Source organism: Tateyamaria sp. GN1-10 (assembly GCF_055693845.1).
In genome coordinates, this window is record NZ_JBVFUR010000005.1 from 16,347 (window position 1) to 42,610 (window position 26,264).

A 26,264-nucleotide genomic window follows, 5' to 3' on the forward strand; every position below is an offset into this window, starting at 1 on the left:
AGATGCCCAAAGATACAGGGATTGGCGCCGCCACCGTGCGCCGCGAAGACGTCCGCTTCCTGACCGGAACCGGCGAATACACGGATGACATTCAACTGGCGAAACAGACCTACGCAGTTTTTGCCCGATCGACCGTCGCACATGGCACGATCAAGTCCATCGACACCTCCGCCGCCTCGGCCATGCCCGGCGTGCTGGCCGTGTTCACCGGCGAGGATTTCGTCGAGGTGGGCGGCAACCCCGCTGGCTGGCTAATCAACTCGCGCGACGGCGAACCGATGAAGGAGCCCAAGCGCCCCGTGCTGGCGCATGGCAAGGTGCGCCATGTGGGCGACGCCTATGCCGCCGTGATCGCGGAAACCATTGAACAGGCCCGCGACGCGGTCGAAGCCATCGAGGCAGATATCGACGAACTGCCCGCTGTCGTGGACATGAACGACGCGCTTTCAGGTTCCAATTTCGTCCACGATGAAATCGGCACCAACCAGTGCTTTGACTGGGGCTGGATCGAGGACAACCGCGAAGCAACGGACAACGCAATCAAGAACGCGCATCACGTCACCACGCTTGAGCTGGTGAACAACCGTCTTGTGCCCAACGCGATGGAGCCGCGCGCGTCCATCGGCAGCTATAAGGCCAGCACGGGTGAGTACACCTGCACACCACGTCGCAGAATCTCTCACCTGACGCGGCTGCTGATCTCGGCCTTTGTCCTTGGCATCCCCGAGAACATGCTGACCGTCATTGCGCCCGACGTGGGCGGTGGTTTTGGGTCGAAGATTTATCACTATGGTGAAGAAGCCTTGTGCTGGCTGCAGCCAAGAAGCTGGGGCGCCCGGTAAAATGGACTGCCGATCGGACCGAAAGCTTCCTGACCGACGCCCATGGCCGCGACCACGTTACCAAGATCGAACTCGCGCTGGACGCGGATGGCAAATTCCTCGCCTTCCGCACCGACACCAAGGCAAACGTAGGCGCATACCTGTCGAACTTCTCGACCGCGACGCCGACCTTCCTGCATGGCACGCTGATGGCCGGGAACTACACGGTGCCGCTGGTCTATGTGAACGTGAAGGCAGTCTTCACCAACACCGCGCCCGTCGATGCCTCATCGCGGTGCAGGTCGGCCCGAGGCGACCTATTCCATAGAACGGGTCATCGACAAAGCCGCGCGCGAGCTAGGCATGGATGCCATCGAGCTGCGCCGCAAGAACTTCGTGAAGCCCGACCAGTACCCGTTCGCGTCAGCCGCAGGTTTGGAATACGACTCGGGCAATTACGATGCACTGATGGATAAGATGGAAGAGGTTGCGGATGTGGCGGGGTTCGAAACCCGGCGTAAGGCAAGCGAGGCCAAGGGCCTGCTGCGTGGCTTTGGTGTCAACGCCTATATCGAGGCGTGCGGAATCGCCCCCTCGAACCTCGTCGGTGTGCTGGGCTCTCGCGTGGGTCTGTACGACGCAGCCACAGTGAGGGTGAACGCCACCGGCAACCTGAGCGTCATGGTTGGCGCGCACAGCCACGGGCAAGGGCATGAAACGGCTTTCCCCCAAGTGGTGGCGGAGATGCTGGGGATCGACCCTGGCGTGATCGACATCGTACATGGCGACACGTCCAAGATCCCCTTCGGCATGGGCACCTACGGCTCACGCTCGCTGGCGGTCTGCGGCTCGGCCGTAGTCCGCGCAACCGAAAAGATCATCAACAAGGCCAAGAAGATCGCGGGCCACATGCTGGAAGCATCCGAGCACGACATCACGTTGTCTGACGGCGTGTTCTCAGTCTCTGGCACGGACAAGTCGGTGACCTTTGGCGAGGTCGCGCTGAAGGCGTATATCCCCCACGAATACCCGCTTGAAGACATCGAACCGGGGCTGGAGGAAACGGCCTTCTACGACCCTGCGAACTTCACCTACCCCTCGGGCGCCTATGCCTGTGAGGTTGAGGTAGACCCCGAAACGGGCAAGGTACGCGTGGACCGGATGACCGCCGTTGACGATTTCGGCAACATCATCAACCCGATGATCGTGACCGGCCAAGTCCATGGCGGTCTGGCGCAAGGGATAGGTCAGGCACTGGTCGAAAACACAACCTACGACGAAAACGGCCAGCTGCTCAGCGCATCTTACATGGATTACACCATGCCCCGCGCCGACGACATGCCGATGTTCGCCGTCGACCACAGCCAGGGCACGCCCTGCACACACAACCCGCTTGGTGTGAAAGGCTGCGGTGAGGCCGGAGCGATTGGTTCTCCGCCCACAGTCGTGAACGCGGTGATCGACGCGCTACAATCGAGGCGGCAAGACCGTCACCCATATTGACATGCCCGTCTCGCCCGCCCGCGTGTGGGACGCCATGCAGAACGCAGAATAAAGGAGGCTTCAGATGTATAATTTCGACGTTGAAAAACCGGGCACGATTGCCGAAGCCGCCACAGCAATGGGGGCTGAGGATGCGCAAGCACTGGGCGGGGGGCAGACACTGATCCCCACGCTGAAACAGCGCCTCGCCAGCCCATCCAAGCTGGTATCCCTATCCAGCGTGGCCGAGATGCAGGGCATAACTAAAGAGGGTGATACGCTGCGCATTGGTGGGGCCACCACCCACGCCGCAGTCGCAGCCGATGGCAGCTACCCTGCCCTGTCGGCGCTGGCCTCGAATATCGGCGATCCTGCCGTCCGCAACCGCGGCACCATTGCTGGATCGCTGGCCAACAACGACCCGGCGGCCTGCTATCCTGCGGCTGCACTGGCGTCAGGGGCAACCATCGTCACCAACACACGCGAGATCGCGGCAGATGACTACTTTCAGGGCATGTTCGACACAGCCTTGGACGAAGGTGAAATCATCACCGCCGTCAAGTTCCCAATCCCCCAAGCAGCCAACTACCAGAAGTTCGTCCAGCCCGCGTCGCGCTTTGCCTTGGTCGGTGTGTTTGTCGCCAAATTGGCAGACGGGGTACGCGTGGCGGTGACGGGTGCTTCAAACGAGGGTGTCTATCGCTGGACCGAGGCCGAAAGCACATTGAGCGCAAACTTCTCTGCCTCTGCGCTCGACGGTTTGAGCGTATCGCCTGACAACATGATCACCGACCTGCATGGCTCTGCCGCTTACCGGGCACATCTGGTCAAGGTGATGACGGGCCGCGCGGTGACAGCAGCAAATTGATCCACAGCCACACACAAAAAGCGAAGGGCGGGGATCATCCCCGCCCTTTTCGTTTCTTCTGTCAAAGGGTCGTCAGGTCTCCACCCGGATCAATCAAGGTGATCCGGTGAACACCCTTCGCGCCACGTACCCGTTCTGCCAGTTCCAGATCACCTAGTGCCAAACCGGTCGACAGCGCGTCGGCCATCGTTGCCGTTTCGGCCTCGACCGACACGGTTGACCAATGCGGGGTTTGGACGGGATGTACAATGTGGCCGTGCGCTCCCAGGGGGGTCGCCAAAGGGCTTGATGTTGCAACTGCCATGTTTTCGATTGTTCGCATCGCCAGCCGACCATGGACAGGGTCGGTAAGCCCCAGCCGCCAAGGGCCGCCGGACCCACGATGTTCCCCAATGTTGACCAACGTCTGGTCAAAGCCACGTTCGCGCAACATGTCCGACACCAGATCTGTCGCAAACCCCTGAGCAATGCCATTGAACGTCAGCGCCTGCCCGGCCCCAAGCTGCACCCTGTTGCCGCGCATCTTCACACGATCCCAACCGACAGAACGACGCGCACCCGCAACGTCCCTGCCCTCTGCCAGGGCCTGCCAAAGCGGCTGAACCGTGGGATCGAACAACCCGTCAGTCAGGCGATGCGCCTCATCCGCGATCCACATCGGACTCTCGAAATGCGGTGGCACCGTCCGCGCACCTTGCCCGTTCAATAACGCTAGGTCCTGATCCGGGATCATAGAGCGAGAACAGCCCCTCAACCTCGGCTATCAACGCCTGTGCCCGCTGCAAGGCCGGGCCGGCCACACCGTCCGGTCCCCGCAGTTCAATCGAAACTTCGGCTCCAAAGGCGTGTCCGGTCCAGCTGGCGCGTTGCGCAATGGCTGGTGTGGCAGCAAAGCTGCCAGCAATGGCAAGGAAACGACGACGGTTCATCATTCTGCAGCCACCTGCAATTTGCGTCCCTTGGCCGCCAGGATCAGCGGCACACAAAGACTATCATCATCATGGATCGTCACGCAGTCCAGACACTGGAAGCATTCGGAGTACTGGATTTCGCCCGTCTTCTTGATCGCGCCGTAGCTGCACTTGACCTTGCATAGCTGGCAGGGAGACCCGCATTCGGCCCGCCGCGCAATCCAGTCGCGTCCCCGCACCAAACCACCAATCGCCATGACAGCCCCCAGCGGGCACAGATACCGGCAAAACCCCTTGAACAGCACCATGGACAGAACCAGGAGGCCAACCGCATAGGCGACATAGTACCACTCACGCACAAAAAACGTGGTGATGGCTGTCTTGAACGGCTCCACTTCGATGGCGTTGTCCAATGCCGCTGGCGCCGCGAACAACAACGCCATGAGTGACACAAGCACGACGTATTTCAGATTCTTCAACTGGTTATCCCAGTACGCATTCGGCTCAATCTGTGGCAAACGCAAGAACCGCCCCAGATGGTGCGCGAACTCTTGCAGCGCGCCAAAGGGACAGAGCCAGCCACAGAACAACCCCCTGCCCCACAGCACAAAGCCAACAATGGTCACCCCCCAGATCACAAGGGAAAACGGGTCATACAGCAGGAACGCATAGCCTCCCCCGTCCAGCGCTGTCCGGACCACGGCCAAGGGTGTGGCAATGGAAAGCTGCCCTTGCCCCCACCAACCAATGAAACCGGTGACAAAAGCCAGGATGGCAAGCCGCAGCGGCGTGAACCATCGATATGCCGCCAGCCGATTTGTCCCGAACAAGAGCAACGCAACAAGACCCACCAGAAAGACAGCCAACACAATCAAATCGACCGCCCGATTGCGCAGCGCATCGACCCAAGGCGGCGCGGGTTTCACGATCACAGGCCGGGCATAGAACCGCTCGGGCGTCACGTGCGGCACGTCCAGCGTCACTGACCCGATCTCGGGTTGGAACGACCCGTGCTCGCGCAATGCCTTGACCTTCAGCACCCAATCAGAGGTCGGGTCAAAGCCCAAACGCCGGTCCGTGCGCAGGATCAAAGCAGCCCCGTCATAGACGGCATTGTGCAAGTCATTGGGCAGCGCATCATTCAGCTCCACGTAGATGTCACTGTCACGAAAAGCGATGGGAAAGCCGCCCTGCTCTGCACTGATCAGGTCTGGGGCCGTGTTGCGCACAAACTCATCCGTGACCAACCCATGTCGCGCGGCTTCGATCACCAGCACAGGCTCGTCCGTGTCGGCAATCTCCATGAAGCCCTGCAATTCTTCAAAGCTGCTATTGCTCAAGACTGCTTCGGCAATCGACGGCGCACCAATGTCGACAACCCAAAGGTCCAAGTAAGCGCCATCAGGATCATCCTTGGCCTCGGGGTCATCATCCTCCCAAAGCGTGCCTTCGAATGCGACATCCATCTCGGCGTTTGTGACCACCTTACGGGTCACTATTCCTTCGGTGATCAAGTCTTCCCACGTCAGATCTTCACTGTATTCGATGTTCGGATAAGCGGGCGGCCCGGTCGAAATCCCGCCCATCTTCTCGCGCGCCACCTGCAAGGCAGCCGCCAGGATGCTCTCATGCGCAATACGAACCGATGCGGTCCCTTTGGTCACACCATCCAGATAGACCAGCGCCGACCCCTCGCTGCCCGCACCGTATGGCGATCCGACCACCAGCGTGTCCGAAATCGAATGCCCCCGGTACTGCTTGAAGAAGTCATAAAACAGCTTTTCCGGCAGGCCAGAAACAAAGATCGGTTCGTTGTGCGAAATCAACTGCACATCCAGAAAGCGACCGTCCAGATCAAGCACGACAAGCAAGTTGATCGCAGCCCCGGAGAAGCCGGGCAAAGGTGCCATCGGCTCCGTCTCGAACACGTAACCAGCTTCGGCCCCACCCGAATTCAAAAGCTGCCAAACCCCCTGGTCATTGATCTGATCACCCAAGGACATGGGCGGCACGATATAGGGGGCGATCACGTCGCGGCTCAGCGGTTCGGCAACGGTCAGAATCGTGGCCATACACCACAGAATGGCAGACAGCAGCAAAGAGGTTATGGGCTTGATCACTGACATCCCGCGCAGCCTATGACGGCTGATGCCGCGACCCTATGCGACTAAGGTATGACCGCAGCCCAAATAACTTTGGGCACGATCACATTTGTGACAGGCTCGGCCCATGACCGACACCCGCTTCGACGCCAAAACGCTCGTGCTATCGCTGCTGGCCATGCTGGCCCTGTGGTGGGCAGCGGCATGGGTTGGAAGTGACCCCAGCGTTCTGCCCGCACCCAACCAGGTATGGGACATCTTCACGGACGAATTGGCCCGAGGAGAGTTGCAGCTCCACTTCACCGCAACGCTTCTACGCGTTGCTGCAGCCTTCTCGCTCGCCATGGGGTTCGGCTGCGCCATCGGCTTTTTCATGGGCGTGAACACCACCATCAATCGCTGGTTTTCCCCATGGCTGGTCGTACTTCCTCAATGTCCCTGCTCTGGTGGTCATTGTACTGTGCTACCTCTGGATCGGCCTGAACGAGGTGGCCGCAATCACCGCCGTTGCCTTGAACAAAACAGCCATGGTGGCCGTATCAATCCGCGAAGGCGTACAAGCACTGGACCCCAAGCTGCGCGACATGGCGCGCGTGTTCCGCATGAGCCGCGGCGCCCAACTGCGGCACGTCATTGTCCCGCAGCTTTGGCCCTATATCGCCAGTTCCATCCGCAACGGCCTCGCCATCATCTGGAAGATCGTGCTGGTGGTCGAGTTTCTGGGACGTAGCAACGGGATCGGCTTCCAGATCCACCTCTATTTCCAACTGTTCGAAACCGGTTACGTGCTGGCCTACGCGCTCAGCTTCGTCGCTTTCATGCTGCTTTTGGAATTCACCCTGCTCCGCATGATGGAGGAGCGCGCAACGCGGTGGCGACAATCGGCACCCGGCTAGAACAGCAGCTTGCAACCAAGAGTACGGGTCATAGCTGCAACCAGTTCATCCACGGTTTCGGTGTTCACATACTCCCCGCCGGTCTGCGTGGCGAGGCACTTGGCCCCACTGACCGACGTCTGGTAATCTGTCTGCCCCTGACTTTCCCAACCAAAATGCTCACCCCTGACCTTAAAGCCGATCACATGGACGGTCAGGCCCGTGCCCATCAGCTGATTGGCCAGCGCACAGGTCTGCCCGCCACAGGTTTCACGACCATCGGTGACCAGAACCACAGTCCCGGGCTGGGTCGGTGACCCAAGCGTTTCAGCCGCCATAGTCACTGCTTCGGTCAACGCCGTCCTGCCTTCGGGCTCCAGAGTGTCTACCGCGGCTATCACGGCGTCGGCAGCATCTGCGCGAGGGCCGAACCGCAGGTCGACACCGGAACACTCACCGGCACCACCCGCCCCGCCGGGACCGTAGATGATCAGGCCAATCCGCCGAAACGGCGCCACCTGCGGCATAGCCGTGCGCACCGCGCGACGGGCTTCAAAAATTCGGGGCTCATTGATCTGGTTAAAGCCCATCTCGGCCATGGACCCGGAGCCATCAAACACAATCATCGCATCTTCGGTACAGTCCGCATGGGCCGCACTGGACATCAGCACGGCAGCGATACCCGCTGCCGCAATAGCTCTTTGACTTTTTCGTCGCATGGCCCCCTCCTACCGACGAAACACGAATTCCGGCGCTTCAACCTCTTGCACCTCTTCAGTCAACAGCGCGTTCAACGCCGTGCGTCCGGGCGATTTTCGACACACTGGATCGGGCGCCGACGCATCACCTAGCACCGCCATCGCCTGACAACGGCAGCCACCAAAATCGATGTCACGCCGTTCGCATCCCTGACACAGCTCAGGCAGCCAGTCCGTCCCGCGATAGGCATTGAAGGCTGCACCATCATACCAGATGTCATACAGCTTCCGTTCAGTCACAGTGTCGAACTGTAAATGCGGTATCGTTTCTGCCGCGTGGCAGGGCAAAACGGTTCCATTTGGCGTGACGTTCAACCCAGTCGAACCCCAGCCATTCATGCACGCCTTTGGGAAATCCGAATAGTAATCGGGCGGCACAAAATCGATCACCAAGCGGCCCTTCAACGACCCGATCGCCCGCGCAACCGTCTTCTTGGCCACGTCCACCTGCGCCCGGCTCGGCTGCAAGGCTGCACGATTGACCAAAGCCCAGCCCTGAAACTGCACACAGGCAATTTCGATACGACGTGCACCCAGCCGCAACGCCATGTCGATTGTCGCAGGCAAGTCACCAAGGTTCTCGCGATGCATCACCGCGTTCAGGGTCAGGGGAAAGCCAATTTTCGAGATGATCTCGGCCACATGCATCTTGCGGTCAAACCCACCCTTGTATCCGCCGATCCGGTCGGCCAGCGCTGCCGTCACACCCTGCAGCGACAACTGCACATGATCCAAACCAGCCTCGTCCAGCGCATGCAAACGACGCTCGGTCAACCCGATGCCGGACGTAATGAGGTTGGTGTACAGCCCCGCCTCACGCGCGGCGGCAACCAGTTCAACCAGATCGCGACGCGACGCGGGTTCACCACCCGACAAGTGCAACTGCAATACACCCAGCTTTGCCGCCTGCTTGAAAGTGTCTGCCCATGCCTCGGTACTCAGCTCCGTTTCCTTGGCAAGCAACTCGGTCGGGTTCGAACAATAGGGACAGGCCAGCGGACAGCGATGCGTCAGCTCGGCCAGCATCGCCATGGGGGGATCAACGCGGATGGACATGCACCATCCCCTTGTCCCGCAGATCTTCGACAAACGCGATGACATCCGGCGCGATCACATCCACCGGCGCGTCATAAATCGCCGACAAATCGGCCGAGATCTGATCAAGGCTCGCCGCCCCGTCCAGACGATCCAGCACCGCTGTCCCAACCTGGTCCAACACCAGAACCCGCTCCGGTCCCAAAAGCACATCAACCTTGCGCACCGCATCAAACTGCGTGCGCACACCGCGCGGCAAAAAGGGCACGTCGGCCCCGGTCATGACGCCAGCCCCTCACCCGGTTGCCACCCTCCGGGCGGAATGCGCCTCCGGTTCAACATAGGCCGACCAGAGCGCGTCCAGCTGTGCCCAAAGCACTTCGGTCTTGAAGGTCAACGCGCGAACAGCCGCATCCTGATCCGCTTTCGTGACCGCATGATCCATCACCCATTGCAGACCAAAGGCGACGTCCTTCGGCGCTTCGGTCAGCCGGTTCTGGAAATAAGACAGCGTCTCACTGTTCGCGAAGTCATAATGTTCCAACAGCCCAGAAATCCGGTTTTTGTGGATGGCTGGCGCGAACAGTTCGGTAAGAGACGAAGCCACGGCGGGCAGCAGCGGTTCATCCCGCACAAAGCGCACGTAGGCATCCACGGCAAAGCGGGTGGCAGGCAATATCCCCACCTCTGACGCGACATAGTCGGGGTACAGCCCCACGCCCTCGGCCAGCTTCAACCACCGCGCAATGCCCCCTTCACCGGGCGCAGAACCATCATGATCCCTCAATCCGAGACCGCCACGCCCGACGCAGGTTAGGATCGGACACGCGCGACATGAATGCTGCATCCTTCATCGGGATGCGTGTCTGGTAGTAGTAGCGATTGATCACCCAAGCGCGCACTTGATCAGGGGTGCAGCCACCGGAATGCAGCAGATGATGAAACGGGTGCTTATCGTGATACTGGGCATCCCCAACGGCACGCAGCCGCGCTTCGAACACCTCGGCGCTGTCAGGCGGGGCGGTCATAGCGTGATCTCCATCCCGTCAAAAGCGATGTCCCATCCGTTGCCCAAAACCTCGGCCCGCTCGGGGCTATCAGGTTGCAGGATCGGATTGGTGTTGTTGATGTGAATGAATACTTTGCGCCCGGCTACCTTCGACAGGCGGGTGAGGCTGCCCAGCTCACCGTTCAACGGCACGTGGCCCATCCGGGCGCCCGTCTTTTCTCCAGTTCCGGTCCGTTGCATGTCGTCATTGTTCCATACGGTTCCGTCAAACAACAGCAGGCCCACCCCGGCAAGCCGGTCGATCAACCAATCCGGGATCGCTGCGCATCCAGGAACGTAAGCCGCCCGCGCCGACGCGCTCTCCAGCAAAAGGCCAACGGTCTGTTCGCCCACTTCCTCAAGGTTGAGCGTGTCACCTTCGAGGAACAACGCCACCTTCCCCGGCACTGCAAAGGGCGTCACTGTCAATCCGGGCAAGGGTTCAAAGGGCGTCTCTAGCGACACAGCGTGCTGCGCCACAAGGTCCGGGTCCAACACGCCAAAGACCGAATTGCTGCGCAGGATGTCGAGCCCTGAAGAGGTCGCGTAGACATCAAATGCCGTCTTCTCCCGCAAGGTCAAAAGCCCGGCGATATGGTCGATATCGCCATTCGTCAGCACCACCGAGGAAATCGGTGACCCGCGCAATGCCGACGGGTGCATTTGTGAGCAAGCATCCACCTGCGCACGGATATCCGGCGACGCATTCAGAACGACCCAAGACTGCCCATCCAGCGACACAGCGACAGAAGACTGGGTCATGCGCGGGATCACCCCCGCGCGTGCATCCGTGCAATTGCGGCAGCCACAATTCCATTGGGGCAGCCCCCCTCCGGCGGCTGCCCCAAGAACAATCAGCCTCATGTAATGAAAGTGGCTTAGATTACGTCGCGCTCAGCGCCACGATCATCGTCTTCGCCCGGGCCATACATGTTGATTTCCATGCCGCACTTCACTTCGCGTGCCTTGGGTTTTGTCCATGCCATTGCGCATTCCTCCTCTATTGCCTGGATACGATAGCGTCCTGCTAACTAGCTATATATGCGACTTTAGCCCTACGTCGCGGTCGGCACGGATCACGATTGCGCAATCGGTCAGCCCGACCAAGCAGTCATCTTTCGGTCGATCGTCTTACGCGACACGCCAAGACGGCGCGCGGCCTCTGCCCGGTTGCCGCCACACAGGTCCAGCATCCGCAGGATGTGGCGCTGCACCACAAGGTCCAGATTCTCGATGGCCTGCGCGCCGGTGACACTGCCCCCGCCCGAAAACTCCTCGGGGAGCGCGCCCAAAATGACCGAGCGTTCGATAAGATTGCGCAATTCCCGCACATTGCCCGGCCAGCTATAGCGGCGCAGCTTAAGCAGCGTTTCCTCATCCAGATCCAGAGAGGGCATGGCCAGGGACGCAGAAAACTGCTCCATGAAATGGGCTGCCAGTTCCACAATATCCTCCATCCGATCCTTGAGCGGCGGCATGTGGATCTTGACCACGTGGATGCGATGATAAAGGTCCGCCCGGAACCGGCCCGCCTCTACAGCAGCCTCGATGTCATCGTTGGTGGCAAAGAGGAACCGCACGTTCAGGCGTATCTCGCGTTCGGCTCCAACGGGGCGCACCTTCTTATCTTCCAGTACACGCAACAGCGCGGCCTGCACTGTTTCCGGCATCTGCGCGATCTCATCGAGCAACAGCGTGCCACCATCGGCGAGCAGCAGCAGCCCTGGTTTCAAACGGTCCTCCGCCTCAACCACACCGAACAGCTCCTCTGCAAAACGATCAGGCTGGATCGTTGCGCAGTTCACAGGGACAAAGGGCGCATCCGCCCGATCCGACAGGTCGTGCAAATGGCGGGCAGCCATTTCCTTGCCCGTGCCACTGGCCCCGGTGAACAGCACAGGTGTCGGCAAGGGTGCCAGCCGCGACAGTATCGCGCGCACGTCTTCCATCGGTTCGGAGTTGCCCAGCAACTTGCCATGCCCGTTGCCGCTGGAAAGCTCGCGGCGCAGCAGGGTGTTGTCGCGCTGCAGATACTTGCGATCCAGCGTGCGGGCCACGGCGCTCAGGATCTGGTTGGCGCGGAAGGGTTTCAACACGAAGTCGCTGACCCCCGCACGCAACGCCGCGATGGCAGTCTCAAGATCGGCATAGGCCGTGATCAGGATCGCGTCAGCAAACAAGCCCTTGCGCTTTTGTTCGGTCATCCAATCCAGCCCGGTGCCGCCCGGCATCAGGTTGTCGATGATCACCAGATCATATTGCGCCTCGTCCAGTGCCATGGTTGCCTGCGCAGGCGACCCCACAGCGTCCACACGCTTTACCCGCGTTTCAAGCGTCTTGGTCAGGAAATGGCGCATCCCCGGTTCATCATCGATCACCAGGACCGAGGCACCGGCCAAAGACGTGCCATAGATGTCCGGTGTGGATTTGTGGGGCGCGTTCATGGGATCAGTCCAACCTCACCGCATCGCCCGAACCGCGGTCCTCAGATGAAAAACCCAATTCTTGCAGCGCAAAATACGAGCCCACGGAAATCACGATCAATGCGGCAAAGCCCAGCATTATGGCTTTCATGGTTCACTCCTTTTGTGTGGCCGTCCGCAGAAAGGCGATCAAGTCCGCCCGGTCCTGCGCCCCGGCGATGACCTGCATCGGCATCTTGGATCCGGGGATATAGTGATCGGGACCTCGTCAAAGAGGGCATCGATGGTCGTGTCGTCCCAGACAATCGCAGACCCGTCGAGCGTTGGCGAGTACCGATAGCCGGGCACGACCCCTGCCCTGCGCCCGAACACCCCATGCAGGGTTGGTCCCGCCTTGCGCGACGGCCCGTTCTCAAGACTATGGCAGATCGAACATTTGCGCATGAACTGCCGCTCTCCGTTGCTCATCGTGTCAGCGTCGCGCAGGAAGCTGCGCGTATCGCCGCCCGCAGGATCATAGGTGTCCAGCAGCGCCACGGGCCAAGCATAGATAACATCGTCGATGCCACCGGCATGGATCACGGTGCCATCCTCCGAAAAAGCCAGTGCCCAAACCGGCCCCTGCCGCATCGCGCGAAAGTCGCGCGTGATCTGCCAGTTGTTGGTGTCGACCACCATGATATGGCCCTCACCATCGCCGATGGCCAGTTGTCCGGTCGGCGCGTGAAGTTCCATCGACAGGATCGGACGGCGGTCGAGGGTGAAGTCATGCCGCGCTTCGCCCGTATCGGCATCAATGACGCGCGTACCGCCATCGACCGCGCCATAGGCGAGCCAGCCGTCCCCCACAACAAGGCGGTTCACGCCAAATCCATGGCGTACCAAAGGGCGCGGCGTGTCTCGGGTCACCATGTCATAGCGCAACACATCGCCCTTGGACGTCGCGGCATACAGGAACGCACCATCGGCCGAATAGGCCACCGCATTCACCCCGGCACCGGGATAGGGCAGCGTCTCCGCCTCTCCTGCCCCCAAAGGCCATAGCACGATATCACCATCCCACGACCCGGCAGCGATCACCGAACCATCGGGGGACGCCGCAAGCGATGTCACCTTGCCCTTGTGCTGCCCGATCTTGCGCGGGCTGTCGCCCCAGTGCCATACGGCGAAATCATCGCCGCCCGTCACCAGTGCACCGGTCGTATCTTCGGCAATCGCCGTCACGGCGGCATCATGCCCTTCCAACCATTCCGGCGCTTGGCCGTTCCAAACCCCGACGGAGTTGTCGAAACTGGCTGAGGCAAGCGTGCCATCTTCGGTCACGACAAGCCCCATGACCGGCCCACCATGCCCTTTATATGTGGTGAACTCTTGCGCCCCGGCGGGCAGCGCGATGCAAAGGAACAGGCTACTCAGCAGGCGTCGCATCTTTGGGGGCCGCCTTGCCTTTTGCCTCCAGCTCCTCCAGCCACAGCGAATGGTGCTGCCGGGCCCATGCTTCGTCCACTTCGCCCGATCCCATCGCGTCATAAGCGCCCTCCATGCCCACCGAGCCGATATAGATGTGGGCGATGATGATCGCCATCAGGACAAAAGCAACGATGGCGTGCCACGCTTGGGCGTATTGCATCTCTTCGTGCGGGGCCATTGCCGTGGGCAACGGGCCATAGATGGGCAAGCTCTCGATCCCGACACTGCGCATCAGGTCAAAGGTCTTCATGAACATCGGGAAGTCAAAGGGGAATAGCAGCGAAACCCCCGACAGCGAGATCGAGCCGCCCAACAGGATCACCGACCAGAAGATGATTTTTTGACCGCCGTTGAACTTCTTGGCCGGCGGGTGCTTGGACCCCACGATACCGCCCGCTTGCGCAAACCACGTGATGTCGGTGCGGTTGGGAATGTTGTGCCAGACCCACATCACGAACACAGCAACCAGCGCCACGATAAAGGCCCAGGCGACGTTGTTGTGAATGTATTTTGACGCCATCAGCAGGGTCGCATTGAACTCTTTCGAGATGTACGGCGCAATGAACATCCGACCAAACAGGGTCAGCAAACCGGTGATGCCCAGCAGGATGAACGATCCAGCCAAAAGCCAGTGAGCCGCTCGCTCGAAGGTCTTAAAGCGGGTGACGGTGTGCCCAGTCTTTTCATAGTCCAGCCTGATGCGACCCCGCAGGACAAAGAACACGATCAACAGCGCGATGGTGCCCAAAAGCAGATAGCCACCGTATTTGGCCAGCGGTCCCTTGCGGAACTCCAGCCACGCCATGCCACCATCCTGCACAAGGACGGTTGCAACCTCCCCCCTGCAGACACCGTAATGTCTGCCGATCCATAGCGCAGCGCACGCCACAGGTCAGGATCAGACGCGCCACCCAATGTGCCAAGCTGCCCCGTCAGGTCACGCGCGTTTCCAGCAGCATCCCCGGTCTTGGGTGCAACCTCTTCTCCGCGCTGACGGGCCATGATGTCTTCAAGCGTCTGCGCTCCGCCCGTGGCGGACCGGTCCGGCGTTGGGGCCGTGTCCTGTGCCATGGCGGGCAGAGCCAAAAACAATGCTGTAATCGCAATCAGAAGGGTTCGCATCATCGTCCTCGATTGGTGCAAGGAACCGTCTTCCTCGAAAGAAAACGGAACGGAAACTTGGTAAGTTTCAGGGCAGATTTTAGAAATCCGCACCCGGAATCAGAAGGCGCGATTGCGTATCGCGCCTTCCGTCTTGTCGATGTGGATCAGCCGTCCTGACGACCGTAAGCTGATCCCCAACCCCATGCGCCTGAGCCGAAACCGCGCGCCACGGCGCGTTCGCGGTAGATGGCCGACACAACGTCGCCATCACCAGCCAAGAGCGCCTTGGTCGAACACATCTCGGCGCAGATGGGCAGCTTGCCCTCAGCGATCCGGTTGCGCCCGTACTTGGCGAACTCCGCGGTGGAGTGGGTCTCTTCGGGGCCACCGGCGCAGAAGGTACATTTGTCCATCTTTCCGCGTGAGCCAAAGTTGCCAGCCTGCGGGAATTGCGGCGCGCCGAAGGGGCACGCGTAGAAGCAATATCCACACCCGATGCAGAGGTCCTTGGAGTGCAGAACCACACCTTCCTCGTTCTGGTAAAAGCAGTCTACCGGGCAGACCGCCATACAAGGTGCATCGGAACAGTGCATGCAGGCCACGGAAATCGACCGTTCGCCGGGATCACCATCGTTGATGGTCACCACGCGGCGGCGGTTGATGCCCCAGGGCACTTCATGCTCGTTCTTACAAGCCGTGACGCAGGCGTTGCATTCAATGCAGCGCTCGGCGTCGCATAGGAACTTGGCTCTCGCCTGTCCTCCTAATGCCATGTCGTAATCCTCCTTACGCTGTCCAGATTTTGCAGAAGAGTCGCTTTGGTCTCCTGCATCTGGGTTACTGAATCATAGCCATAGGTCTGGGCCGTGTTGGTGCTTTCACCCAACACATAAGGATCGGCACCCTCGGGATATTTCGAGCGTTGATCCTCACCCTGGAAATGACCGCCAAAGTGGAAGGGCATGAAGGCCACGCCTTCGCCCACCCGGTTGGTGACCATCGCCATAACCTTGACCTTGCCGCCTTCGGGTCCTTCGACCCAGACCTGACTGCCGTCCCGCACACCAAGGTTGTTGGCGTCGCGCGGGTTGATCTCGACAAACATGTCCTGCTGCAACTCGGCCAGCCACGGGTTCGAACGGGTCTCATCCCCGCCGCCCTCGTATTCGACCAGTCGGCCGGATGTGAGGATGATCGGGTAGTCCTTCGAAAAGTCCTGTTTCTGGATCGAGGCATACAAAGTCGGCAGCCGGTAGGCGTGACGGTCCTCGTATGTCGGATAATCCGCAACAAGATCCCTGCGGTTGGTGTACAGCGGCTCGCGGTGCACCGGGATCGGATCGGGGAAGGTCCAGACGACCGCGCGGGCCTTGGCGTTCCCGAAGGGCGCACAGCCATGCTTGATCGCCACCCGCTGGATACCGCCCGACAGGTCGGTCTTCCAGTTGGTTTCGGGACCCGCGACCGCATCAATCGCAGCGCGTTCGTCGTCCGTCAGATCACCGTCCCAGCCAAGGTCCATCAGCATCTGCATCGTGAACTCAGGATACCCATCCTGGATCTCCGACCCGACGCTATAGACCCCTTCGGCCAGCAGGTTGTCACCGTCCCGTTCGACGCCAAAGCGCGCGCGGAAGGTCAGACCACCTTCAGCCACAGGCTTGGACATATCATACAGGTTCGGCGTACCCGGGTGGTTCATCTCAGCCGTGCCCCAGCTGGGCCATGGCAGACCATAATAGTCGCCATCTGCTGGACCACCAATGGCCTGCAGCGTCGTCCGATCGAACGTGTGCTGGTTTGCCATGTGCTTCTTGAGCCGCTCAGGTGACTGACCCGTGTAGCCAATGGTCCACATGCCGCGATTGATCTCGCGCAGCGTGTCTTCTGGCTCAGGCGTCAGGCCGTCCTCTTCCAACTTGATGTTGCGGAAGATGCGGTCGTGGAAACCGAACTTCTGTGCGAACAGCGCGATGATCTCGTGATCGGGCTTGGACTCGAACAGCGGGTCGATGATCTTTTCCCGCCACTGCAGCGACCGGTTCGATGCTGTGACAGAACCACGGGTTTCGAACTGCGTAGTGGCCGGCAACAGGTACACCCCGTCGGTCCGGTCATGCAGCACGGCAGACACGGTCGGGAAGGGGTCGATGACAACCAGCATATCCAGCTGTTCCATCGCCTTCTTCATCTCAACCATGCGGGTCTGCGAATTCGGGGCGTGGCCCCAAAGAACCATGGCACGCACCTTGTTCGGGTTGTCCATGTTGTCCGGGTCTTCAAGAACACCATCGATCCAGCGCGAGACAGGAATACCGCTGAGGTTCTGCAGCGCCTTTTCCTTGCCATCCACACCTGTGGTCGTGGCAAACTGGTCAGCCAGCCATTCAGGGTCTTCACCCCAAACGCGGGCCCAGTGGCCCCATGCACCCGCCGACAGACCGTAGTAGCCGGGCAGCGTGTGGGACAGAACACCAAGGTCCGTGGCACCCTGCACGTTGTCGTGGCCGCGGAAGATGTTGGTGCCGCCACCGCTGGTGCCCATGTTGCCAAGGGCCAGCTGAAGCACACAGTAAGCACGGGTGTTGTTGTTGCCGTTGGTGTGCTGCGTGCCACCCATACACCAGATCACTGTGCCGGGGCGATTGTTGGCCATGGTACGGGCCACGCGCTTGAGCTGCGAACCGGGGGCACCGGTGACACGCTCAACTTCCTCGGGCGTCCACTTGGCCACTTCTTCCTTGATCTGGTCCATGCCCCAGACGCGGGTGCGGATGAATTCCTGATCCTCCCACCCGTTGTCGAAGATGTGCCAGAGGATCCCCCAGACCAGCGCCACGTCAGTGCCTGGACGGAAGCGCACATACTCGTCCGCATGGGCTGCGGTGCGGGTAAAGCGCGGGTCACACACGATGACAGGGGCGTTGTTCTGCTCCTTGGCGCGCAGCAGGTGCAGCAGGGACACGGGGTGTGCCTCAGCCGGGTTGCCGCCGATGATAAAGATCGCCTTGGAGTTATGGATGTCGTTATAGCTGTTGGTCATGGCGCCGTAGCCCCATGTGTTCGCAACACCCGCAACGGTGGTCGAGTGACAGATACGCGCCTGGTGATCCACGTTATTCGTGCCCCAATAGGCCGCGAACTTGCGGAACAGGTACGCCTGTTCGTTGTTGTGCTTGGCCGATCCCAGCCAATAGACACTGTCCGGGCCGCTTTCGTCCCGGATATTCATCATGCCGCCGCCGATCTCGTCGATCGCCTGCTCCCAGCTGATGCGCTTCCATTCCCCGTTTTCTTTCTTCATCGGGTACTTGAGGCGGCGCTCGCCATGAGGCGTGCTCGCGGACCGATGCGCCCTTGGCGCAGTGAGCACCCAAGTTGAACGGGCTGTCCCAGCCGGGCTCCTGCCCCGTCCAGACACCGTCCTGCACTTCCGCCACGACCGTACATCCGACCGAACAGTGCGTGCACACCGATTTCTTCAAATCCACTTTGCCCGCTGCCGCCGTGGCAGCGCTGGCCTGGGTGACAGTCCCGCCTGTCGCAGCAATGGCCGACAAGCCCCCGATCACCAGTCCCGACCCGCGTAAGAACGCACGCCGGTCTACCGAAGCATTTGCCGCTTCAGTCAGGATACTTGTCCGCTGGGGGCGTCGCGCAACCCCGTTGGTCTTTTCCTAAGCATGTTGCATCTCCCTTGCTTGCTTCCCGCCTGCGCGGGTCACTCGCTTGGCTTCCTTTGGGTCTCAGCAGTCGGGCGTCACGCAACCAGTCGCTGATCTCCTGCCTCGTCCGGGCTTATTCCCGGGCGCGGCCTTCCCTCCCGTCGCGTGCTGTACCGCGCGCGCAAAGTCACACCGCTCAGAAGCGGGCGCTGTCAAAATACGCGCGCGTGTGCACGGTATCCTGCATCTTCTCCGAGGTCAGATCCGGCTCGGCCGCCTCTGCCTGCGCACCGGTCGCAACCGCCACCGCCGCAATCGGCGCTGTGGTCGAGGCCAGCTTCAGAAAGTCGCGGCGCGATGCACCGTCTTCTTTCTTGCTCATCGACAAGTCTCCTCTCGATGTTGTGGGGCAGTTGCCCGCCCCCTTCTGACGCCGATCACTCGGCGCCGCTCATCCGGAAGGCTTCCGCCTCCACAGACATGAAAATCCGACCCACTGTGCCCACAGGTGTGTAGAAGACCGATGTCTTCGCCTCTTCCAGGTCGGTAAAGAAGTGTCCGGCCCATGGGCCAATATGTTTGTTGAAGAACTGCTTTTGCGCATTGATGTCCGCAGGTGTGCCAAAACGACCCACGATCATGGCAGCCATCATCTCCATCAGGCTGGCAATGCTGTCTTCGGGTTCGAACACGGTCTCAGACCGCTGCATACCTTTGGTGGCCATGTCCTGACGCAACAGCGCCAGCGGCTTTTCATTGAGAAAGCCGGTCAGATAGTAGCTGGCAAAGGGCAGCAACTCGCCCCGGCCCAAGCCGATGAACAGCTTGTTGAATTCGGATTCAGCCGCCTTGGGCTTGGTAACCCGCGCCAGCTTGGACAAGGTGCCGATGGCCTGTCCCAAATCTGTGTCGTCGCCGGTCAACCCAGCGGTCTGCGCGAGCAGCATCTCGTCCGGCGGTCCGGCCAGTAATGCGCCAAGGAAATTGTAAAGGTCCGCACGGGCGCGGTCCATGTCGGCGATTTGAATGTCTTCGGCGGCTGTCACGGTCTTGTCTTCCATCATGCTGTATCAAAGGCGAAGCGCATCCGGCGCTGCGGCATCGCGGTTGGTTCGGGTTCCGGGTCTGGCAGCGGAACAGGATCAGCCGACGCGATCAACGGCGCCTCTTCTTCCTCTGCTTCAATCTCTTTGATCTCTTCGGCAGGCACCTCGTCCACGGTCTCCGCCTCGTCTTCCTCGTCCTCAAGGAACGCGGTCACCATGCCCTTGCCCACCTGATAGACGGTCTGCATGTTCTCGATGACCGTTGCGGCGTCGGTGTAATCCTCACCGTAGTCCACCAGCCCATCCAGATTGGCGAGCAGCGGGTTCAACCGCCACAACCTGCGCAAGGCGCGGGTCTTGAGGCGCTGAGGCAACTCGGCCTTGAGGAAGTCACGCACCGCATCCGCGCTCTCCAAAGCCTCTGGCTCTGGCAGGTTCAGCTCTGCCAAGATCTCCTCGTCCGGGCGTTCTTCCAGCTTGGCAACTTCGGCCTCAACAACATGCGCTTCAAGCGCCTGCTCTTCGGCCTCAACCTCGGCACGCCGCCGGGACCAGAAATCACGACCCGAACTCAATGCACCCGCCTCCGCTGCCGCGCGGGCGAGGCATAGATGTCCGCCGCGGTTGCAATGCGCGGATCGCCAATACCGTCCTGCGTCAGGTCCGTGCGCGTCTTGTCACGCTTGCGTTTGACGAACGCTTCGTCCTGGTGGAAGTCGGTGACAAAGCCCTGCACCCACGCCATCAACCCAGCGGGCATGGACACCTTCTCGACAATCTCTTCGCCGCTGTCGGTGTAATCCTGCGCCTCGTAGGGCGACGCTGTGACCAGCACGACCTCAAGCGGCTGATCCCCCGGACATTCACGCATCACCACGTAAATGGCAGGCTCCGCTGCCGACAGGCCATGCAGATACGCCTCGGTCTCTGCACCGTGCAACTCCAACAGCAGCGTGGCGGCATGGTACTCGACCGCCTCCCCCTCTCGGCGTAGCTCCTGCCAGTCGGCAGATCCGGCGCCCGGCAAAACGGCTACGGCTTTCCAGCTGTAAGAGGCCCAGCGTGTCACACCCGGCAGCCGTCGCAAAACGACGCCCAAAGGCATGGTTCGGTACTGGTCGGGGTTTCGGATCACCCAATGTCCTCCCTTGCCATCATCAAACTGCCAAAAAATTCATCCGAGAAGCGTCTTATTCGGGTTTTTGCGTATCGCATTGACGCAAAGGCAGTTTGGCCAGCCTGTCCAAGGGATGCCGCGTCAAAGGGACTAAATGTCTAATTCGAGCGTTTCGCTCGGGAATACGATGGTGTAGCGAAACGCAGATCACTTCGCCGTTTTCCATGCCCTTCCGCATGGTGCGATTGCTTGAAAACGGTTTGTGAAGCACCACGAATCAAGTCTAGGCTGGCGCCGGGACGCATGTGGACAGGGGCCGAAAATCAGCCCTGCCGCAAGGGAGGAATACGTGGTCAAATCTTTGATAACATGCGATTGTTTGGGCACCCAGACCATCGACGCCAAGGGGCTGTCCGATGCCACGGGTTTGGACGTGCGCCCACCGTGTTCGGCCCTCTGCACCACCCAGTTGGCCCAGGCTGAAGCCGCCCTGTCGGACCCGGATGCAGTTTTTTGTTGTGCCCAGGAAGCCCGTGTTTTCGAGGAGCTGGCAGAGGGGTTGGACCGCCCTGCCCCACCCGTTCTGGATCTACGTGACCGTGCCGGATGGAGCGACGATACCGCCCCGAAACTGCCCAAAATGTCCGCACTCATCGCCGACGCCATGCTGCCCGCCGAGCCGGAAAAAACGCTGGATGTGGTCAGCGAGGGGCTGTGCCTGATCCTTGGGCCATCCGCCGTCGCGCTGGATGCCGCCGAACAGCTTAAGAACTATCTTGGCGTCACTGTCCTGCTTTCGGACGCTGCCGAAATTCCCGACACCCGCGCCTATGACGTGGTGGTGGGCAAGCTGCGCCGCGCCTCAGGGGCCTTTGCCCAGTTCGAAGTGGTGATCGACGCCCTGCAGCAGATCGAACCGGGCGGGCGCGGAGCCTTCACCCTGACCGATCCGCGCGACGGCGCCGTGTCGAAGTGCGATGTCATCCTGGATTTGCGCGCCGACACCCCCTGTTTCCGGCCCATGAAAAACGTGACGGGTACTTGCGGGCCGAGCCGACCCATGCCCCCGGCGTGGCCGCAGCCATCATGGCCGCCTCGCATCTCACCGGCACGTTCGAAAAGACGCTCTATGTCAAAACCACGCCCCTGCTTTGCGCCCATTCCCGGGCCGAGCAGACGGGGTGCACCAACTGTCTCGACCTCTGCCCGACCGGAGCGATTACGTCTGCGGGCGAACATGTCGCCATCGACCCGATGATCTGCGCAGGCTGCGGGGCGTGCTCCGCCGCTTGCCCGTCCGGGGCGATCACCTACGACGCACCAGCCGTCGATCTGACCATGCGGCGCGTGCAGACCATGGCCAAGGCATATCTCGACGCTGGCGGCACCGCCCCGCGCCTGCTGATCCACGATGACCACGGCGCCGAAATGGTCCGCTCTCTGCCCGCCATGGCCGTGGATTGCCAGCCGACATGGTTCCGCTTGAGATGGCGGCTATTGGTGCGTTTGGCCATGCCGAAGCTGTTGCGGCCCTAGCTGCCGGTTTTGCCAGCGTCACGCTCTTGCCCGGCCCCAAGGCGGATATCCCCGCGTTGGAGACACAAATTGCCCTCACAAACGCCATTGCAGGCGACGGCAAGGCAACACTGCTCGACACCCCAGACCCCGACGTAATGAGCGATGCACTTTATGGGGCCGAGGCCCCTCCCCCGTCGCAACCCCGGTTCGGCCCATGGGCACGCGGCGGCAAATCACGCGGCAAGCGGCCCGGGCACTGCATCCTAGCACCGATCAGATCCCCTACCCGATGGCGCGCCCTATGGCGCTGTGCTGGTGGACACCGATGCCTGCACACTGTGCCTCAGCTGCGTATCTCTCTGCCCCTCAGGCGCTTTGGGCGACAACTCCGACAAGCCACAACTCCGGTTCCAGGAAGACGCCTGTCTGCAATGTGGCCTCTGCGCCAATATCTGCCCCGAGGACGCGATCACCTACGAACCCCGTCTCGACCTGACAGACGCGGCCCTGCGCCAGGAAGTTCTGAACGAGGAAGAGCCCTTCCCCTGCATCGAATGCGGCGCGCTCTTTGGCTCAAAGTCGGCCATCGACCGGATTACCGACAAGCTCAAGAACCACGCCATGTTCTCAGGCGACAAGCTGCGCATGATCCAGATGTGCGACAATTGCCGGGTCGCGGCCCAGTTCCATTCCGACGACAACCCGTTCCAGGGCGGCGAGCGCCCGCGCGTGCGCACCACCGACGACTACCTGTCAAAGCGGCGCGATCACTGATGTTCGAGCGGTTTACCCAGATCGGCAGGGTCCAGCACGGCCACATAGGCCAGGATCGCCTCAAGATCATCAAGCGTCAGTTCGATGGGCGCGATGGGCGACGGCCGGTCGATGGGGAACGGATCGGTGACACCTTCAAGCTGGGTGAAGGCCGCGTGGGGCTTCAACGCATAGAAGCCCGCGAACCGCGACTGCCAATCCTCAAACCCCCGCATGACGAAAAAGCTGGGCGTGGAGCCAATGCCAAAACCGTCCTTGCCCCGTTCGGTCACGTGACAACGCCCACACTTGGCCCAGGACACCCCCTGCCCCGCGATGGCATCACCCGTCATCTCGACCTTGGCCACGACGCGTTCCTGCACCTGCGGCTCGGTGAAAAGCACCTCACCATCGGGTGCAAAGCCCTGTACCGTACGGCGGCCGACATCGGACGTCAGCCAATCCGCAAACCGTTGCGCCCCCTTGCCATCGCCGCGCAGATCCATGTGCCACGTCTGGCCCAAACCGGAAAACAGCGCCCTGCCATCCGATCCCAAAACAAGATCAGCGACCGCCGGCTCGTCGGCAATTTCGACCCTAACCTGGGTCTTCAGCGAAAAACGCGGGGCAATATGCTTGATCAGCCCACTCTCGACCAACGCAGGCGGGGCATAGAACACCACCCGCTTGTCATCGGCCATTGCCAAACCCGGCAACAGGGCCAAGATCAGAACCAAGATGCGCATTACGGCAGCCTACGGCTCACCGGCGCGATCCGTCAACGTTAGGGAGGGGAAAGCCCCATGAGCGACGATTTCAACATGTCCATGCGCAAGTTCCTGAAGCAGGTCGGCGTGACCTCGCAACAGGCCATCGAAGAGGCGATGCGCAATGCGGGTGGCAGCGGTAAGACCTATGCCGTCAAAGCGGTAGTCACCATCGAAGAACTTGACATGACCCACGAGGTCACAGGCGAGATCAAGGGACAGGACTGGCGCGTGAGCACGAGCAGAGAACAGGTTCTCGAGGTCCTCAGGGGCCTCGACGCGCCGGGGGGCGACATCGTGTCGTCCGGCGTCCTGCGAGCGTTGAATGTCGATGGCGGCACCGTGCGCTTCGTGATGGAGATCAACCCGGCGCAGGCCGCCACCTATGAAGGCGTGAAAGCTGAGGCCGAAGCCGCCGTGGGCGCGCTCGATGGCATCGAAAGCGTGTCGATTGTGCTGACGGGCCATACGGAAAAGACCCCGCCCCCGATTTGAAACCGCAGCGCCCTGCCGACCCGAAAGGGCCACAGAAGGTCCCGGGCATTGACCGCATTCTCGCGATCGCCTCGGGGAAAGGCGGCGTTGGTAAGTCCACCGTGTCGGCAAACCTCGCCTGCGCGCTGGCGCAACAGGGACGCGCGTGGGTCTGCTCGATGCGGATGTCTACGGCCCCTCTCAGCCCCGGATGCTGGGCGTGTCCGGCCGTCCTGCCTCCCCCGATGGCAAGACAATCCTGCCGATGCGCAACCATGGCGTCACCATGATGTCCATCGGCCTGATGATGAACGAGGATCAGGCGGTCGTCTGGCGCGGACCCATGCTGATGGGCGCATTGCAACAGATGATGAGCCAGGTGCAGTGGGGTGCGCTTGACGTGCTGCTGGTGGACCTGCCCCCAGGCACCGGCGACGTGCAAATGACATTGGCCCAAAAGTTTGTCGTGGATGGCGCGATTATTGTCTCTACACCGCAGGATGTGGCCCTTTTGGACGCGCGCAAAGGTGTGGACATGTTCCAGCAATTGCATGTGCCGATCGTCGGGATGATCGAGAATATGAGCACGCATATCTGTTCCAATTGCGGGCACGAGGAACACGTGTTTGGGCACGGCGGGGTCAAAGCGGAAGCCGAGAAACTGGACGTGCCGCTGCTGGCCGAAGTGCCACTGGATCTGCAGATCAGGTTGGCCGCAGATGGCGGCGCACCGGTTACGGTCAGCCAACCCGACAGCCCGCAGGCCAAGGCGTTTCAAGACGTGGCGGCGGGCCTTGTAGCCCAGGGGGCGGCATGAGCGACGCGGCCGAAGTCACGTTTCCCCCGCTGATGTGGGGTGAGGAAGCGCCGGACAGCGCCTTTGACCATGCCGTGATGCGGGCGACACTGGGTTGTGACGCGGGGCTCATCTCTTACAAATTGGGTGTGACGGAAATGGAGGCCGCGCTGGTCTTTGCGCCCGAAGTGCCGCTATCCAAGGCAATTGCGATGCTGCCGCTCTGCGGTGTGGGTTTTCAGAATGCGCTTGGTGCATTGGCCCCGCCCGAGGTGGCCGTGCACCTGAATTGGTGGGGCGGCATTCGCGTCAACGGCGCGCGCTGCGGCAAGTTCCGCGCCATGGCTTCGGGATCCGACCCGAAGCTGTGCCAGACTGGCTGGTCGTTGGCTTCACACTGCCCCTGATCCCGGCGTCCGAAGACACGGGCCTGACCCCCGACGAAACGGCGCTGTTTGCCGAAGGCTGCGCCGAGGTGTCGCCCCCGACCTTGCTCGAGATCGTGGTCAAGGCACACGCTGAACTGGCTGAACCGGTGGGAAGACGAAGGCACCGCCTCTTTGCATTCCGAATGGCGCGGGCTGGTTGAAGGTATCGGGGAAGAGGTAGAAAATCAGTCTCTAACAGGGACATTTCTGGGTGTTGACGAAGAGTTCGGAATGCTTCTGCGGGACACAGAGACAACGCACTTGATCCCGCTCACAACTGTGTTGGAGGACCCGTCATGAAACTCGCCCGCGCGATCCATTTCGACGAAAGCGATATGAACGTTTTCGCCTCCCCTGCCCGCACGGGCGAATGGTGCATCTCGGGTGGGTTCGAGTTTTCGAACTGGGGCGAGAGCGACCTGACGGGCAAAGCGCGCCAGGCCTTTGCCAACGGGTGGTTCGGGCTGGAAACCGGCGGGCGCGTGACCTTTGTCGCCGTCACCCAGTTGGAACAGGCCGAATTGGAGACACTGACCGCCCTGCTTGCCCAACACTTCGTGACATATTACGGCGCCCCATCCGTTAAGGCGGCGCAACCCGTCGCGACCGAGGAACTGGCGCAGATGATTGATCTCTGCGAGGACCACGACCCCAACACGCTGCTGACGGTCGCACGTGAGCTGACGGAAGCGGGTGTGCGCGAAGCGTTCCGGACGATTCAACCGCAAGACGCCGGGCTGGATCAATTCGCGGTCCACGGGGATACGGATCACGGTCACTGATACTTGTTTCGAATTGGCTTT

Annotated in this window: 19 protein-coding genes and 9 pseudogenes; 8 read left to right on the forward strand and 20 right to left on the reverse strand. The window is 61.0% G+C overall.

Features of this window, described 5'->3' with window-relative positions; genetic code table 11:
- Window positions 1-2: 2 nt before the first annotated feature.
- Together ACZ1HN_RS23680 and ACZ1HN_RS23685 are read left to right on the forward strand one after the other, a co-directional pair.
- Window positions 3-2,376, forward strand: a pseudogene (locus ACZ1HN_RS23680) (xanthine dehydrogenase family protein molybdopterin-binding subunit).
- Between the two features lie 12 nt (window positions 2,377-2,388).
- Window positions 2,389-3,171 carry an FAD binding domain-containing protein gene (locus ACZ1HN_RS23685; RefSeq protein WP_472729408.1) on the forward strand — a complete coding sequence of 261 codons (783 nt, stop codon included), beginning with the start codon at window positions 2,389-2,391 and terminating at the stop codon, window positions 3,169-3,171.
- A 61-nt stretch (window positions 3,172-3,232) separates the two neighbouring features.
- Here the strand turns inward: ACZ1HN_RS23685 and ACZ1HN_RS23690 are convergent, their stop codons facing one another.
- Genes ACZ1HN_RS23690 through ACZ1HN_RS23700 form a run of 3 tightly spaced genes read right to left on the reverse strand, consistent with a single transcriptional unit; the run spans window position 3,233 to window position 6,154 of the window.
- Window positions 3,233-3,853, reverse strand: a complete 621-nt coding sequence (locus ACZ1HN_RS23690) for an FAD:protein FMN transferase (protein ID WP_472729409.1) — start codon at window positions 3,851-3,853, stop codon at window positions 3,233-3,235.
- The gene (locus ACZ1HN_RS23695) at window positions 3,813-4,103 is read right to left on the reverse strand and encodes a hypothetical protein (RefSeq protein WP_472729410.1); all 291 of its coding nucleotides are present in this window, start codon (window positions 4,101-4,103) and stop codon (window positions 3,813-3,815) included. Before ACZ1HN_RS23695 ends, ACZ1HN_RS23690 begins: the two co-directional genes overlap by 41 nt.
- A complete protein-coding gene (locus ACZ1HN_RS23700; protein ID WP_472729411.1) occupies window positions 4,100-6,154 on the reverse strand; it encodes a 4Fe-4S binding protein in 2,055 nt (684 codons plus the stop codon). Before ACZ1HN_RS23700 ends, ACZ1HN_RS23695 begins: the two co-directional genes overlap by 4 nt.
- Before the next feature lie 476 nt (window positions 6,155-6,630).
- Between ACZ1HN_RS23700 and ACZ1HN_RS23705 the strand changes: the two genes are divergently transcribed.
- Window positions 6,631-7,080, forward strand: a complete 450-nt coding sequence (locus ACZ1HN_RS23705) for an ABC transporter permease (protein WP_472729412.1) — start codon at window positions 6,631-6,633, stop codon at window positions 7,078-7,080.
- Here the strand turns inward: ACZ1HN_RS23705 and ACZ1HN_RS23710 are convergent.
- The 16 genes and pseudogenes from ACZ1HN_RS23710 to ACZ1HN_RS23785 all read right to left on the reverse strand — a co-directional run bounded on the left by ACZ1HN_RS23710 (window position 7,077) and on the right by ACZ1HN_RS23785 (window position 20,713).
- Window positions 7,077-7,778, reverse strand: a complete 702-nt coding sequence (locus tag ACZ1HN_RS23710; protein WP_472729413.1) for a vWA domain-containing protein — start codon at window positions 7,776-7,778, stop codon at window positions 7,077-7,079. The two genes, ACZ1HN_RS23705 and ACZ1HN_RS23710, sit on opposite strands and share 4 nt — an antisense overlap.
- Before the next feature lie 9 nt (window positions 7,779-7,787).
- On the reverse strand, window positions 7,788-8,867 hold the full coding sequence (gene pqqE, locus ACZ1HN_RS23715) for a pyrroloquinoline quinone biosynthesis protein PqqE (RefSeq protein WP_472729451.1): 1,080 nt from the start codon (window positions 8,865-8,867) through the stop codon (window positions 7,788-7,790).
- On the reverse strand, window positions 8,857-9,135 hold the full coding sequence (pqqD, locus tag ACZ1HN_RS23720) for a pyrroloquinoline quinone biosynthesis peptide chaperone PqqD (RefSeq protein WP_299775022.1): 279 nt from the start codon (window positions 9,133-9,135) through the stop codon (window positions 8,857-8,859). The genes pqqE and pqqD overlap by 11 nt, the downstream gene beginning before the upstream one ends.
- A pseudogene (gene pqqC, locus ACZ1HN_RS23725) lies at window positions 9,132-9,880 on the reverse strand (pyrroloquinoline-quinone synthase PqqC). Before pqqC ends, pqqD begins: the two are co-directional and overlap by 4 nt.
- Window positions 9,877-10,764 (reverse strand): pyrroloquinoline quinone biosynthesis protein PqqB, encoded by an 888-nt coding sequence (pqqB, locus tag ACZ1HN_RS23730; protein ID WP_472729414.1) that lies wholly within the window; start codon window positions 10,762-10,764, stop codon window positions 9,877-9,879. Before pqqB ends, pqqC begins: the two are co-directional and overlap by 4 nt.
- A 14-nt stretch (window positions 10,765-10,778) precedes the next feature.
- The gene (pqqA, locus tag ACZ1HN_RS23735) at window positions 10,779-10,886 is read right to left on the reverse strand and encodes a pyrroloquinoline quinone precursor peptide PqqA (RefSeq protein WP_076630733.1); all 108 of its coding nucleotides are present in this window, start codon (window positions 10,884-10,886) and stop codon (window positions 10,779-10,781) included.
- 108 nt (window positions 10,887-10,994) lie between these two features.
- Complete coding sequence (locus ACZ1HN_RS23740; RefSeq protein WP_472729415.1) at window positions 10,995-12,344, reverse strand: sigma-54-dependent transcriptional regulator; 1,350 nt, start codon at window positions 12,342-12,344, stop codon at window positions 10,995-10,997.
- Window positions 12,345-12,348: 4 nt separating this feature from the next.
- Window positions 12,349-12,474, reverse strand: coding sequence for a hypothetical protein (locus tag ACZ1HN_RS23745; RefSeq protein WP_472729416.1), 126 nt, complete (start codon window positions 12,472-12,474; stop codon window positions 12,349-12,351).
- 3 nt (window positions 12,475-12,477) lie between these two features.
- Window positions 12,478-13,751, reverse strand: a pseudogene (locus ACZ1HN_RS23750) (c-type cytochrome).
- Window positions 13,732-14,918 (reverse strand): annotated as a pseudogene (locus tag ACZ1HN_RS23755) (formate dehydrogenase subunit gamma). Before ACZ1HN_RS23755 ends, ACZ1HN_RS23750 begins: the two co-directional pseudogenes overlap by 20 nt.
- Window positions 14,919-15,061: 143 nt before the next feature.
- A complete protein-coding gene (gene fdh3B / locus ACZ1HN_RS23760; protein ID WP_472729417.1) occupies window positions 15,062-15,670 on the reverse strand; it encodes a formate dehydrogenase FDH3 subunit beta in 609 nt (202 codons plus the stop codon).
- Window positions 15,671-15,683: 13 nt separating this feature from the next.
- Window positions 15,684-18,532 (reverse strand): annotated as a pseudogene (locus ACZ1HN_RS23765) (formate dehydrogenase subunit alpha).
- 226 nt (window positions 18,533-18,758) lie between these two features.
- Entirely contained in the window at window positions 18,759-18,944 is a 186-nt protein-coding gene (locus ACZ1HN_RS23770; protein WP_299775034.1) for a twin-arginine translocation pathway signal protein, read from the reverse strand.
- Window positions 18,945-18,999: 55 nt separating this feature from the next.
- Entirely contained in the window at window positions 19,000-19,626 is a 627-nt protein-coding gene (locus ACZ1HN_RS23775) for a TorD/DmsD family molecular chaperone (RefSeq protein ID WP_472729418.1), read from the reverse strand.
- Window positions 19,623-20,183 (reverse strand): DUF3306 domain-containing protein, encoded by a 561-nt coding sequence (locus tag ACZ1HN_RS23780; RefSeq protein ID WP_472729419.1) that lies wholly within the window; start codon window positions 20,181-20,183, stop codon window positions 19,623-19,625. The genes ACZ1HN_RS23775 and ACZ1HN_RS23780 overlap by 4 nt, the downstream gene beginning before the upstream one ends.
- Entirely contained in the window at window positions 20,180-20,713 is a 534-nt protein-coding gene (locus ACZ1HN_RS23785) for a DUF3305 domain-containing protein (RefSeq protein WP_472729452.1), read from the reverse strand. Before ACZ1HN_RS23785 ends, ACZ1HN_RS23780 begins: the two co-directional genes overlap by 4 nt.
- A gap of 361 nt (window positions 20,714-21,074) precedes the next feature.
- Here ACZ1HN_RS23785 and ACZ1HN_RS23790 point away from each other — a divergent pair.
- Window positions 21,075-23,017 (forward strand): annotated as a pseudogene (locus tag ACZ1HN_RS23790) (4Fe-4S binding protein).
- Here ACZ1HN_RS23790 and ACZ1HN_RS23795 read toward each other — a convergent pair.
- Window positions 23,011-23,742: a hypothetical protein gene (locus ACZ1HN_RS23795; protein WP_472729420.1), complete on the reverse strand. Its 732-nt coding sequence runs from the start codon at window positions 23,740-23,742 to the stop codon at window positions 23,011-23,013. The pseudogene ACZ1HN_RS23790 and the gene ACZ1HN_RS23795 overlap by 7 nt on opposite strands.
- 57 nt (window positions 23,743-23,799) lie before the next feature.
- Here ACZ1HN_RS23795 and ACZ1HN_RS23800 point away from each other — a divergent pair.
- The 4 genes and pseudogenes from ACZ1HN_RS23800 to ACZ1HN_RS23815 form a co-directional block, all read left to right on the forward strand.
- Window positions 23,800-23,988: pseudogene (locus ACZ1HN_RS23800) on the forward strand (DUF6494 family protein); the annotation flags it as partial.
- Window positions 23,989-23,994: 6 nt separating this feature from the next.
- Window positions 23,995-25,054 (forward strand): annotated as a pseudogene (locus tag ACZ1HN_RS23805) (Mrp/NBP35 family ATP-binding protein).
- A pseudogene (locus ACZ1HN_RS23810) lies at window positions 25,051-25,761 on the forward strand (biotin/lipoate--protein ligase family protein). Before ACZ1HN_RS23805 ends, ACZ1HN_RS23810 begins: the two co-directional pseudogenes overlap by 4 nt.
- Window positions 25,758-26,243, forward strand: coding sequence for a DUF6505 family protein (locus ACZ1HN_RS23815; protein WP_472729421.1), 486 nt, complete (start codon window positions 25,758-25,760; stop codon window positions 26,241-26,243). Before ACZ1HN_RS23810 ends, ACZ1HN_RS23815 begins: the two are co-directional and overlap by 4 nt.
- Window positions 26,244-26,264: the final 21 nt, after the last annotated feature.